Source organism: Pseudohoeflea suaedae, from assembly GCF_004354915.1.
GTDB lineage: Bacteria > Pseudomonadota > Alphaproteobacteria > Rhizobiales > Rhizobiaceae > Pseudohoeflea > Pseudohoeflea suaedae.
The window spans coordinates 515,447-527,233 of sequence record NZ_SMSI01000003.1 but is presented as its reverse complement, the minus strand read 5'-3'; the positions used below and the strand labels follow the sequence as shown (position 1 = coordinate 527,233).

11 protein-coding genes are annotated in these 11,787 nt (G+C 63.5%); 7 read left to right on the top strand and 4 right to left on the bottom strand.

Annotated features, from left to right (window positions below):
• The 4 genes from E2A64_RS16060 to E2A64_RS16045 all read left to right on the top strand — a co-directional run.
• A partial coding sequence (locus E2A64_RS16060) for a type I secretion C-terminal target domain-containing protein (RefSeq protein WP_133285497.1) occupies positions 1 to 2,083 on the top strand: 2,083 nt, incomplete at its 5' end.
• Between the two features lie 85 nt (positions 2,084 to 2,168).
• A complete protein-coding gene (locus tag E2A64_RS16055) occupies positions 2,169 to 2,528 on the top strand; it encodes a hypothetical protein (RefSeq protein ID WP_133285496.1) in 360 nt (119 codons plus the stop codon).
• Positions 2,529 to 2,575: 47 nt separating this feature from the next.
• Entirely contained in the window at positions 2,576 to 3,382 is an 807-nt protein-coding gene (locus E2A64_RS16050) for a lytic transglycosylase domain-containing protein (protein WP_244598326.1), read from the top strand.
• Positions 3,383 to 3,385: 3 nt separating this feature from the next.
• The gene (locus E2A64_RS16045; RefSeq protein ID WP_133285495.1) at positions 3,386 to 4,492 is read left to right on the top strand and encodes a type 1 periplasmic-binding domain-containing protein; all 1,107 of its coding nucleotides are present in this window, start codon (positions 3,386 to 3,388) and stop codon (positions 4,490 to 4,492) included.
• 87 nt (positions 4,493 to 4,579) lie between these two features.
• On the opposite strand, the gene E2A64_RS16040 is transcribed toward E2A64_RS16045, so the two are convergent.
• The 3 genes from E2A64_RS16040 to E2A64_RS16030 all read right to left on the bottom strand — a co-directional run bounded on the left by E2A64_RS16040 (position 4,580) and on the right by E2A64_RS16030 (position 7,951).
• Entirely contained in the window at positions 4,580 to 6,364 is a 1,785-nt protein-coding gene (locus E2A64_RS16040) for a TRAP transporter permease (protein WP_133285494.1), read from the bottom strand.
• A 70-nt stretch (positions 6,365 to 6,434) separates the two neighbouring features.
• Positions 6,435 to 7,397 carry a TAXI family TRAP transporter solute-binding subunit gene (locus E2A64_RS16035; RefSeq protein WP_428977495.1) on the bottom strand — a complete coding sequence of 321 codons (963 nt, stop codon included), beginning with the start codon at positions 7,395 to 7,397 and terminating at the stop codon, positions 6,435 to 6,437.
• A gap of 113 nt (positions 7,398 to 7,510) precedes the next feature.
• Complete coding sequence (locus E2A64_RS16030) at positions 7,511 to 7,951, bottom strand: MarR family winged helix-turn-helix transcriptional regulator (protein WP_133285492.1); 441 nt, start codon at positions 7,949 to 7,951, stop codon at positions 7,511 to 7,513.
• 80 nt (positions 7,952 to 8,031) lie between these two features.
• Between E2A64_RS16030 and hmgA the strand changes: the two genes are divergently transcribed.
• From hmgA to maiA, 3 genes are read left to right on the top strand one after another with little or no spacing between them, the layout of a single operon-like run.
• The gene (gene hmgA / locus E2A64_RS16025; RefSeq protein WP_244598325.1) at positions 8,032 to 9,363 is read left to right on the top strand and encodes a homogentisate 1,2-dioxygenase; all 1,332 of its coding nucleotides are present in this window, start codon (positions 8,032 to 8,034) and stop codon (positions 9,361 to 9,363) included.
• On the top strand, positions 9,363 to 10,589 hold the full coding sequence (gene fahA / locus E2A64_RS16020) for a fumarylacetoacetase (RefSeq protein ID WP_133285490.1): 1,227 nt from the start codon (positions 9,363 to 9,365) through the stop codon (positions 10,587 to 10,589). The genes hmgA and fahA overlap by 1 nt, the downstream gene beginning before the upstream one ends.
• A 3-nt stretch (positions 10,590 to 10,592) precedes the next feature.
• Positions 10,593 to 11,246, top strand: a complete 654-nt coding sequence (gene maiA / locus E2A64_RS16015; RefSeq protein WP_133285489.1) for a maleylacetoacetate isomerase — start codon at positions 10,593 to 10,595, stop codon at positions 11,244 to 11,246.
• On the opposite strand, the gene E2A64_RS16010 is transcribed toward maiA, so the two are convergent.
• Positions 11,185 to 11,667 (bottom strand): Lrp/AsnC family transcriptional regulator, encoded by a 483-nt coding sequence (locus E2A64_RS16010; RefSeq protein WP_133285488.1) that lies wholly within the window; start codon positions 11,665 to 11,667, stop codon positions 11,185 to 11,187. The two genes, maiA and E2A64_RS16010, sit on opposite strands and share 62 nt — an antisense overlap.
• Between the last annotated feature and the right edge of the window lie 120 nt (positions 11,668 to 11,787).

The window sequence follows — 11,787 nt, the reverse complement described above, 5'->3', positions numbered from 1 at the left end:
CACCCTGACCTCGCCCGTCGACGGACCCGATGCCGATGACGGCGCCAACACCTTCACCGGCGTCGAGACCTTCGGCTACACCGCCACCGACGCCTACGGCAACACCGTCACAGGCTCCGTCACGATCGACGTCGTCGACGACGTCCCCACTGCCGTGGCAGCCGAGGATGCGGTCCTTGCGAATAGCTCCACCGGAGGCGGGACATTCTATCTCGACCTCGACCAGGCCCTGCTCGACAATTACGGAGCGGACAGTGCCGGGACGGTGCGCTTCGCAGCCAGCCTGGCAGGCCCGACCGAGCTGACGTCGGCGGGAAACACCATCTACTATTCGATCAGCCAGGACGGTCTCGTGCTGACGGCTTCCACCGACAGCAGCTTCGTCAATGCGGGTGCCGTCGTCTACACCGTGACGCTCGACCCGACGACGGCGACCTATGACGTCGACATGAACCGACCGGTGGACGCATTCACCAACATCAACTTCAATGATGGCAGCTACAATTTCGTCGGCGGCAACGACCCCTGGGCCGGCTTCGTGACAAACGCCGTGAATGGCTCCCGCGATTTGCTGCTGACGCCGATCACCGGCAATTCCGTCAACGGAACGGCGAATTCCGCCGGTATCGGCTCGAACGGCAATACCGGCGGCAACGCCATCGGCTCCACGGAATCCATACGTCTCGACTTCGTCTATGATCTGACCGGAAATCCGGCGGGAACACCGGCGGATTACGACGGCAACATAAGACAGCACGATCACAGCTTCGACGGCCATTATCTGGTCAACGGCGCGACGGTTCGCTTCGGTTCGGGGCAGAACAATACCACGATACGACTGGTGGCTTCCGACGACTTCGGCGCGGACGGCATCGACAACGGCCCCACCGGCGTCGACGACGAGCCGCAGGTGCAGATCAGCGGCAGCCCCGTTACCGCCGCCTCCGATCCCGTCATTTTTGCGGACAGTGTCGGCGACGGCGTCAAGGACAGCATCACGCAGGTCGTCATCAATTTCGGTGGCGATACGGAAACCGTCAGCTTTGCGAATGTCGGCTCGACCCCCACGACCGTGACCCTGACCAATTCGAGCGGGATCTCCCGCAACTATACCGTGACCTTCCAGACAATCGGCACCGGTGTGACGGCCTATGTCGTCGCTTCAATCACCGGCATTCTGGATCAGAACGTATCGATCGCGACCTTCACCGCCGACGGCTACAGCACGCTCGATATCATCCACCAGAGCGGCAATGCCTTCGTGCTCACCGGCTTCGGTGCGGCGAGCTCTTCGACCGATCCGGTGTCCACGACACTCCCCGTCGAAGTCGTGGACGGTGACGGCGACACGGCCCTGTCGGACATCAACCTGACTTTTGCCTCCGGCAGCATCGGCGATCACTCAGGAGAGGCGCAGTCGCCCACAGCATTCACCGCGAACGATGCCACGCCGAACATCATTGGCACCGCGTTTGCGGATGTCATCAACGGCAGCAGCGGCGCCAATGTGCTTTCGGGCGGCGCCGGAGGCGACACAATCGACGGCCAGGCAGGCAACGACACCCTGCTCGGCGGCGCGGGCAACGACACGCTGAACGGTGGCAGCGGCAACGACACGCTCTACGGCGGGGCGGGTGAAGACATCCTGGCGGGCGGCCTGGGCTCGGACGTGCTTCTGGGCGGTCTCGGCGCCGATACGCTGTGGGGCGGGAATGCCGGCGTGCTTGGCGGCGACGGTGCATCCGACATCTTCGTCTTCGACCAGGCGGCGCTCGACGAGGCGATCAGCGGCGGCATCCGCGACGTCATCATGGATTTCGAGGCCGGCTCGGGCGCGGCGAAGGACATGATAGATCTCTCGGACCTGTTCACGGCCGACATAGGCGGCGCGGATCCGAACACCGACCAACTGGCGGATTTCGTCCGGGTTGTCGGCACGACAGTTCAGGTGGACGTCGACGGTGCCGCTGGCGGCACGTCATGGGAGACGGTTGCGACATTCAACACCGCGCCCAATGATGTCGTCCGGATCCTGTTCGACGACAACGGCACCGATGCCATCGCAACGGTGCCCAATACTTGACCTTCGCAAACGGTAGCCACACACTGGGGTGAACGGACCGGACGGTGTGTGGCTGACCCAACGAAAACTCGGGATGGGGAAGACAATGACCACGAACTTCAAACGGATGACTGTCGCATTTTCGATGATCGGGCTTCTCGCAGGGCCGGTCTCCGCCGCGGATCTCGGAGCGGGCATGTGCCGGCTGGCCGGTCCATCGCAGCTCATGACGATCCAGAGCGACGTGCAGCTGACCGACGAGGTCGTACGGCTGATGACCGAGGCGGTGAACGTGGCCGACGACGAACGCTGGATTGCCTCGCGGAGCCCGGCCTTCACCTGGGCCTTCGAAGCGAAGGTCGCCTGCGGCAAGGCCTACGGTTATCTTCGCAACAATTATCGCGACGAGCAGTACCTGGACAAGTGCGAGTGCTTCCACCAGCGCATGGTCGGCTACATGTACTGATCGAGGCACGGAGGAGTTTCCTGCGAAACCGTCGCCGGAACATGTCGATGAGAGGGGGAGGAGCGCTGAACGATGCGCTCGTGCATGAACTCTTGAGCACCAAGCCCGGCCACCCGTTGCTGATCGTTGTCCTGGTTGCCGGCGCCATGCTGCCCTGCGCTCGCGCAGAAGGCGCCGAACCGGTCCTTGCTTCCGTGGCCCCTCACACCGCTTCCACGCAGGTCGCCCCGCCCCGCACCGCCGCCGGCCCAGCCGATTGCGGGGCTGTCAAGGCGCAGGAGCTGGCCTCGCGGGACGACTACGAAGCCTATGCGGGGTGCATGGCGGAAGAGATGGGCCTGCCCAGGCATTTCGCGACAGCGGTGATGGAGATTGAAAGCGGTTTCAATCCGCACGCTCGCGGGCGAGACGGCGAAATCGGTCTCATGCAGATCCTTCCCGCCACGGCATCGATGCTCGGTTTCGGCGGCGATACCGAAGAGCTTGCGGTGCCTGCGACCAATATCCGCTACGGCCTGCGTTACCTCGCCGGCGCCTACCGGCTGGGTTCGGGCGATCTCTGTACGACGGTGATGAAATACCGGGCCGGACACAGGGAGACGCGGTTTTCCGTTCTCTCGGTGCGCTATTGCGAAAGAGCGCGCGACATTTTCAGGCGTGACGGCCACGAGGTCTCGGGACCGCTCCCGGTCGCCACATTCGGCTTCTCCGCAGCGGCGGGTTCCAACCGGCGGGGGACGGCCTGCCTCCGGCGCAGCTTCGTTCCCGGACCGGGCTATGGACGCTGCCTCGCCGCAGCTCAGGGAGCAGCCGGACAGCGCTCGGTGGCGCAGCGTCGCGCGCTTTTCGAATAGATCATGCAGAAAGTCATCGACATGCAGTGGTTCAGCAATCTCCGCCTTCTTCTCGCCGGCTTTCTTCTTCTCCTCGTCGCATCCTGCCAATCGTCGGACAAGGCGAGTGATGTTCTCTCGGTCGATGCGCAGGCTCCGGCAGGGGCGACCGTAAGTCCCGAACGCGTCGGCGAGGGAGAGGCGACGATCATTCTGGCGCTCGACCTCGCCAAGGCGACGCGGGCGAATGCCGACCTCGCCGATGGCGCGCGCCTCGCCGCCGAACTGCTTGGCGGCGGCAAGGTCTCTCTCGCCATCGTCGATGCCGCGGGCGCGCAACTCACGCCTGCCGACAAGCCGGTCTTCTATGCGGCCGGCCCGGGCGTCATACCGCAGCCTCCCGCCGGACTTACGCCCGTCGGCGTCAGCGAAACGGCCCCCGCAGGCGGTTTTGCCTTCGTCGGGTCCCGCGAGGACAGTCTTGCGACCGGCATGCGCCACGCCGCACCGAAGGGCGAACTGGTCGCCGTGCTCGTACCTGAAAACGGACCGAATGACGGTTCACGCGTGGACGCCGCGCGCCTCGGCTCGGCAATCGGCGGCAAGGTCGGCGTGCTCACCTATGGCACGGGCGAATCCGGCGTCGAGATCATCAAGAAGATGGGGGACATATCCAAGATCGCCGCTGTCGGTTTCGCCTCCGCCGACCGGACCGAAATATCGCGGATCGCCACGATGCTGCGCAAGGTTTCCCCCGGCATGCTGATTGTCGGCAATTCGGACTGGACATCCTCGGTGGCTGCATTGCCGGTCCTCGAGGGAGCGGTCATCGCCCGCCCGGACACGCAGAGCGCCGAGGCCATCTCCGAACGGTTCCGGGCCAGATATGGCCGTGTGCCGAGCCAGATGGCCCTTTACGGCTTCGATCTGGTCGCCGTGCCGGCGGGAATTGTTCGTGCCAGGGGTGGATCGGCCGTCACCAGAGCGCAGCTGCTCGCGCCCGCAGGTTTCCGTGGAGCATCCGGCTCCTTCAGGTTCCGTCAGGACGGCCGCATCGAACGGCTTTTGGAACTCGCGGTGATCAAGGGAGGCAGGTTCACTGTCGCAAAACCGGCCGAAGGTGGTTTCTGAAGTCGCCGGACGATGTTGGCCCGTCCATCGGGAAAGCGCGCGGTGTTTCTCTCGCAGCCGCACGCTCGATGTTCGTCGTCGCGCGGTTCAGATGTAGATGCCCGAAAAGACGACCGTCAGTCCGATACCGACGAGAAGAACTGTTCTGAAGACCTTGCGCGTGCTGATGAGCCCGTAGGAGACGAGCCCCAGCCCGATGGCGACGCGAAGGGTGGCGAGGATCGCGAGTACCGGACTGTCGGCCAGGCGGAGCATGTCGGGATTGGCGATCATGCCGAGCGGGATGATATACAGCCCGACCCCGAGAGCCATCGCGGTCAGCGCGACCTTCAGCCAATTCTCACCGATCATCCCGGCCGCGATAAACACGGCACCGCAGACGGGCGGCGTGATCGTCGACAGCAATGCGAACCAGAAGACGAAGAGATGAGCCTGCAAGGGCTCCAGTCCCAGTTGTGTCAGCGCCGGGCCGGCCACGGATACGCAGATGACGTAAGCCGCCGTCGTCGGCACCTCCATTCCGAGAACAAGACAGGCGAGCGCGGTCAGCAACAGCGAGGGCCAGAGCAAGCCCCCCGCCCCTTCGAGAATGAGCGAGGTGATCTTGACGCCCAGACCGGTGATCGACAGGACGCCGATGATGATCGACGCACAGAGGATGATGGCAGCGATCATCGATACCTGGCGCGCGGCATTCATCGCCGCATCGCTGAAGCGCTCGAAGATCTGCGCGGGGCGGAATTCGAGATCCGCGTTCAGGAAAAGCAACAGCGCGCCGGCAAGGATCGCCAGGGCGGCGGCATATTCCGGCGTGAATTTCGCCGCGAACATGGCCCAGAGCAGGACCGAAAAGGGTATGAGGAAGAACAGCGATGTGATGACGACATCGCGTGGTCCGGGTCGGTCTGCGGCATCCACGCCCCTGAGTTCGAAGCGCGTGGCATAGGCATTTATGCCCACCCAGACGGCAAAGAAATAGAGCAGCGCAGGCAGGATCGCGGCCGCCATGATCGAGGTGTAGGGCACACCCGTAAGCTCGACCATGACGAAGGCACCCGCCCCCATCAGCGGCGGCATGATCTGCCCGCCTGACGAGGCGACCGCCTCGACCGCCGCCGCAAGGCGCTTGGGGTAGCCGAGTTTCGTCATTGCCGGCAAAGTGATGGCTCCCGTGGAGGCGACATTGGCGGACGCCGACCCCGAGATCGAACCGAACAGTGCGGACGAGATCACGGACACCTTGGCCCCTCCACCCTTGAGGCGCCCGGCAGCGGCGGCGGCAACATTCATGAACCCCTGGCCCGCCTCGCCCGCATTCAGTACCGCTCCGAAGATCACGAAGATGGACACCACTCCGACGGATACGCCGGTCAGTGATCCCCAGATGCCGCCTTCGGCGATGGTCAGAGTGCCGAGAAAACTGTCGATCGGGGTGCCGGCATGGCCGAACTGGCCTGGAATGTGCTGCCCCAGAAGACCGTAAAGGAGGGCTGTGGCAGCCACGAGAGGCAACGGCCAGCCGATCGCGCGGCGGGCGGCTTCAAGTGTCACGACCAGCAGCACAATGGCGATGGCCAGCTGCAAATTGTTCTCGAGGAAACCGTACTGGTCACCGAGCCTGTCGTGGTTGACCGCGATCCAGAGTGCTGCGGCGATGCCGAGAATTGCGAGTCCGGAACCGGTGATCGTTCCCCAGCGGCTCCTATTGCCCAGGATCAACACGAACGGCAATATGAACGCCATGTGCAGGGGGCGGCTGACGAGGTTCGGGACAAGTCCGGAAAAAACCAGTGCCAGATGGTACGCCACCAGGGCCACGGACAGGATCAGCCAGAATGCTGCGGCACCGCGGCTTTTGAAGAAATCGAGCATGCTTGGGGTCTCGTGCAAGGGAAAGTGAGCAGGCCGGAGGCGATGTCCGGCCTGCTAAAGCGTCGGCCGCCTATTTCTGCGCGTCGCTCAGCTCTATGCCCACCTCGTCGTAGTAGCGCACGGCGCCCGGATGGATCTTGCCTGAAATATTGCTCAGCAGAGCCTCGGCGACACCGTTCCACCAACGCGACGTCTCGCTCAGCTTGGCCTTGCTTTCCCAGAAGGTCTTGGTCAGCTGATAGGCGGTGTCGTCATCCATCCTGGTGGTGGTGAAAGCCACCACCGGCAGCGACGTCGTGGTAATGTCGCTCGTCTGCTCCGCATAGGTGCCGGCAGGGATCGTCATCTTCGTACGCTTGGTCTCCGCAATCTGCTCGTCGGTCAGCGACAATACCGTGACCGGAGTGGAAGCCGCCGCCTCGACCACGTTCGGCGCAGGCCAGGAACCGGCGGTAACGAAGCCGTCGATCTGGCCGTTCTTGAGCGCCGCGACCGCGTTCGAAAGTTCAGCATCCGCGATCTTGACGCTCTCCTCCAGGCCGAAAAGCTTGAGATAGGCCTCGCCCTCGGTTGCGCCGAACGAGCCCTTGCCGAGGAGAATGGTCTTGCCCGCCAGCCCCTTCATCTCGGTCACGTCGCTGTCCCGGGACATGACGAAATGCATGGTGAGCGACGGGATCGGGAAAAGGGCGCGAATGTCGTCGAAGGCGGGGCTGCCCTTGCCTTCGAACATCGCCTTGCCCTGCTGGGCGAGACCGACCAGCGCCGGTGGCGTGGTGAACACGTAGTCGCCGCCGCGCGCCCGCACCTCCATCACATTCTGCACGGACCCCTGGCTTTCCTCGACGGTGACGGAAATCTCCCCGCCGGTGCCGGCCTTCATGGCTTCTGCCAGTTCGACGCCCATCTGGTAGTAGGACGAGCCGGTCTTGGCCGACTTGTAGGTCACGCGCGTCTCCGCGGATGCGGATGTGAGCGCAAAGGCTGTGATCGCGCTCGCCGCAACCGCTGACTTCAGTAGCAAGTTCATCATGTTCCTCCCGAAAATGCTTCGCTGATTCATGATACACGTGTCGGCTCGTTCTCCACAAATTCAGTATCGACTTTCTTCACTGCAAAGACCGCTCAGGGCGAGCGGCAGGCCCCCTAGGTCCGGCGCGATGAAAGTTGGCGGAGCTGGGTGACAAGGTCTTCGCGGCCTTTCTGGCCCAGACTGTGGGCCAGCTGCCGGTCGTACTCCCTGGCGATGACGGCGAGATCCTCATAGACCTTACGCCCCGTCTTCGTCAGCTCCAGCGTCGCGCTGCGCCGGTCGGTGTCCGACGTCGTCCGTGCAACGAACCTCTTCCTTTCCAACGCCACGACGGCCCTGCTGACTTTGGTCTTGTGTACCCGCGCCTGGGCGCCGATCTGCTTGGCGGTCAGCCCGCCGGCCTCGCCCAGATGCGCCAGAACCCGCCACTCGGTATTCAGCATTCCATACCGGTCCCTGTAGATCGCCGCGAACTGCTGGCCGATCGCCTCGGCGGCCTGGCTGAGCAGGTAGGGAATGAAATCGTTCAGACGGAAATCCGGATGATCAGCCATCGCGGCTCCTCCCAGAAAAAGGTTGTTAGTTACAAATGCAACAAATACCCCGGTAGTCAAGAATTGACGGAGGAAACATGATGAGTGAAGCAAGCCACGCCCCTGCCGCGCTTCGATACATGCCGGGTTTCGGGAATGATTTCGAAACCGAAGCGCTGCCGGGCGCCCTGCCGCAGGGGATGAACAGTCCGCAAAAGGTGAATTACGGCCTCTATGGCGAACAGCTGTCGGGCACGGCCTTCACCGCGCCCGGCCACCAGAACGAACGCACCTGGTGCTATCGCATCCGGCCGTCCGTGCGCCATCAGGGCAGGTTTTCCCGCATCGATCTGCCCTACTGGAAAAGCGCGCCCCATGTGATCGACGACGTGACCAGCCTCGGCCAGTATCGCTGGGATCCGGTGCCGCACGGTGACGCCGCCCTCACCTGGCTGACGGGCATGCGCACGATGACGACAGCGGGCGACGTCAACACCCAGACCGGCATGGCCGCGCATATCTACCTCGTGACTCAGTCAATGCGCGATGCCTATTTCTACTCCGCGGACAGCGAACTCCTGATCGTCCCGCAGGAGGGAAAGCTGCGGTTTGCGACGGAACTCGGCATCATCGATCTCGCACCGCAGGAAATCGCAATCATCCCGCGCGGCCTCGTCTACCGCGTCGAGGTCCTGGAAGGCCCGGCACGCGGGTTCGTTTGCGAGAATTACGGCCAGAAGTTCCAATTGCCGGGCCGTGGTCCTATCGGTGCCAACTGCATGGCCAACAAGCGCGACTTCAAGACGCCGGTTGCCGCCTTTGAGGATCGCGACGCGCCCTCCACGCTCACGATCAAATGGTGCGGCCAGTTCCACGAGTGCAAGATCGGCCACAGCCCGCTGGACGTCGTCGCCTGGCACGGCAATTACGCGCCGGTGAAGTACGACCTTCGCACCTATTGCCCCGTCGGCGCGATCCTCTTCGATCATCCGGACCCGTCGATCTTCACCGTCCTGACCGCACCGTCGGGCGTCGAGGGAACCGCAAATATCGACTTCGTCCTCTTCCGCGACCGCTGGATGACCATGGAGAACACCTTCCGCCCGCCCTGGTACCACAAGAACGTCATGTCCGAGCTGATGGGCAATATCCACGGGCAGTACGACGCGAAGCCCCAGGGCTTCGTGCCCGGCGGCATGAGCCTTCACAACTGCATGCTGCCCCACGGCCCGGATCGCGAGGCCTTCGAGAAGGCCTCCAACGCCGATCTCAAACCGGAAAAGCTGGAAAACACGATGTCCTTCATGTTCGAGACGCGCTTTCCCCAGCACCTGACCGAATTTGCCGCAAGGGAGGCCCCCTTGCAGGACGACTATGTCGACTGCTGGGATGGTCTTGAAAGAAAATTCGACGGCACGCCGGGAGTGAAATGATGGGATATCTCAAAAGCTGGGTCGAATCGGCCAATAGCCCCGAAACCGATTTTCCGCTGAACAACCTGCCCTATGGCGTCTTCTCGACAAGCGGCACGGCACCGCGTTGCGGAGTGGCGATCGGCGACATGATCCTCGACGTCCAGGCCGCCGAGGCGGCCGGTCTGACTGGAACCGGCGGCCTGCTTGGGCAAGGGGCGTGGAACCCGCTCATGGCGGCAGGTCCCGCGACATGGGCCGCCTTTCGCCGAACCCTGACCGATCTTTTGTCGGAAGGCGCTGCGGGGAGGGAAACGCTGGCCGACATGCTGCACCCGATGGATAGCGCGACCCTTCACCTGCCGATCACGGTTGCGGAATATACCGACTTTTACGCGAGCAAGAGCCACGCCACGAATGTCGGCACGATGTTCCGGGGGCCCGAGAACGCGCTGCCGCCCAACTGGCTTCACATCCCCATCGGTTACAACGGGCGCGCTTCGACCGTGGTGGTGTCCGGTACGGACATTCGCCGCCCGAACGGCCAGACCAGGGCGCCCGATGCGGATGTCCCGAGCTTCGGCCCCAGCAGGCGGCTGGACATCGAGCTCGAGATGGGTGCCATCGTCGGCACACCCTCGAAAATGGGCGAGCCGATCACGACGGCCCAGGCGCAGGACATGATCTTCGGCTATGTCCTGTTGAACGACTGGTCGGCGCGCGATCTGCAGGCCTGGGAATACCAGCCGCTTGGCCCCTTCCAGGCCAAGGCCTTCGCCACTTCGATAAGCCCCTGGATCGTCACCCGCGCCGCCCTTGCCCCCTTCGCGGTGGATACGCCGCCGCGTGAGAAGGAATTGCTGCCCTATCTCAGCGAAGACTTCCCCGGCAATTACGACCTGCACCTGTCGGTCGAGATGAACGGCCATGTCGTCAGTCGCACGAATATGCGCGAGCTCTATTATTCGGCGGCCCAGCAGCTGACGCATCACGCCTCGTCGGGCTGCGCGATGCGCACCGGCGACCTCCTCGGATCCGGCACGATCTCCGGTCCGACACCCGACAGCTACGGCTCTCTGCTGGAGATGACCTGGGGCGGCAAGAACCCCATCAGCCTGCCGGGTGGAGAGCAACGGACCTTCATCGAGGATGGCGATACGCTGACCCTTGCCGGTCACGCCCAGGGCGACGGCTACCGCATCGGGTTCGGACGGTGCACCGGCACGATCCTGCCGGCAAGGATCTGAGAAATGGACGTCGTGATCTGGGACTACTGGCGATCCACCGCCGCTTACCGCGTGCGCATCGCCCTCAATCTGGCGGGCATCGCCTACAGGTCGGTTCCCGTCGACCTGCTCAGCGGCGAACAGCGCGGCGACGACCATATTGCCCGCAACCCGCAAGGCTTCGTGCCTGTGCTCGACATCGATGGCCAGCGTCTGAGCCAGTCGCTGGCCATCGTCGAATATCTCGACGAGACGCGCGGCCTCGGCCTGCTGCCCGGCGATGCTGTGCGACGGGCACAGATCCGCCGGATCGCCCACATCGTCGCGATGGACACTCACCCGGTCTGCAATCCCTCGGTGGTGGCACGGGTCATGGGGATCGCCGGAGAGGCAGAGCCCGTCCGGACCGAGTGGATGCAGCATTTCATCCACCGCGGGCTGTCGGCCTGCGAAGCGCTGCTTCCCGAAGGCGACGGCTTTGCGATGGGCGAGACCCCGACGCTGGCCGATATCTGCATTGCGCCGCAACTCTACAACGCCGCCCGCTGGAGCGTGCCCCTGGACGACATGCCGAAGCTCACACGGATCGAGGCGGCCTGCGCCACCCATCCGGCTTTCAGCGCTGCGGCGCCGGAAGCCGTGAAAGATCGACCCCCGGCTCGTCCTTCAACGTCTTGAGAACGATCTCGGAACGGACCTGTGCCACCAGTTCGTGTGGCAGCAGCTGCTCGTGGATGAAAGCCGCAAAGCTTCCCAGATCCGGCGTGCGAACATCGAAAATATAGTCGGCATCTCCCGAAACGGAAAAGGCCGCACGCACTTCGGAGCAACGCGCGATAAACTTGGCAAAGCCGCTTTCGCTGCCCCCGCCGTGACTGCGAAGGTTCACCCTTACGATCGCACGGAAGCCGAAGCCCAGCTTCGCGGCATCGAGGCGGGCCGAATAGCCCGCAATCAGCGACGCGGCTTCCAGCGCGGCACGGCGGCGAGAGCATTGCGAGGCGGAGAGATTGACCCGTTCCGACAGCGTCGCGTTGGTCATCGCCCCATCCTGCTGGAGAGCTCGAAGGATCGCGATGTCAAAACCGTCAAGCGTCATATACCCCTCCTTCTTCGCCTGCTCCGTGCGCGACTTGGCGCCGATATGCATTTATTATGCATTTCAGATGATTAATCGCAAGTTTCACGCATATGATGAGAAGGTGAAGGATCAATATAC

Excerpts from the sequence above, each read along its gene's own strand:
- E2A64_RS16050 (WP_244598326.1), top strand. The coding sequence starts at position 2,576 with ATGAGAGGGGGAGGAGCGCTGAACGATGCGCTCGTGCATGAACTCTTG.
- hmgA (WP_244598325.1), top strand. The coding sequence starts at position 8,032 with ATGAGTGAAGCAAGCCACGCCCCTGCCGCGCTTCGATACATGCCGGGT.
- maiA (WP_133285489.1), top strand. The coding sequence starts at position 10,593 with ATGGACGTCGTGATCTGGGACTACTGGCGATCCACCGCCGCTTACCGC.
- E2A64_RS16040 (WP_133285494.1), bottom strand. The coding sequence starts at position 6,364 with ATGCTCGATTTCTTCAAAAGCCGCGGTGCCGCAGCATTCTGGCTGATC.
- E2A64_RS16045 (WP_133285495.1), top strand. The coding sequence starts at position 3,386 with ATGCAGAAAGTCATCGACATGCAGTGGTTCAGCAATCTCCGCCTTCTT.
- E2A64_RS16035 (WP_428977495.1), bottom strand. The coding sequence starts at position 7,397 with ATGATGAACTTGCTACTGAAGTCAGCGGTTGCGGCGAGCGCGATCACA.
- E2A64_RS16030 (WP_133285492.1), bottom strand. The coding sequence starts at position 7,951 with ATGGCTGATCATCCGGATTTCCGTCTGAACGATTTCATTCCCTACCTG.
- E2A64_RS16010 (WP_133285488.1), bottom strand. The coding sequence starts at position 11,667 with ATGACGCTTGACGGTTTTGACATCGCGATCCTTCGAGCTCTCCAGCAG.
- E2A64_RS16055 (WP_133285496.1), top strand. The coding sequence starts at position 2,169 with ATGACCACGAACTTCAAACGGATGACTGTCGCATTTTCGATGATCGGG.
- fahA (WP_133285490.1), top strand. The coding sequence starts at position 9,363 with ATGGGATATCTCAAAAGCTGGGTCGAATCGGCCAATAGCCCCGAAACC.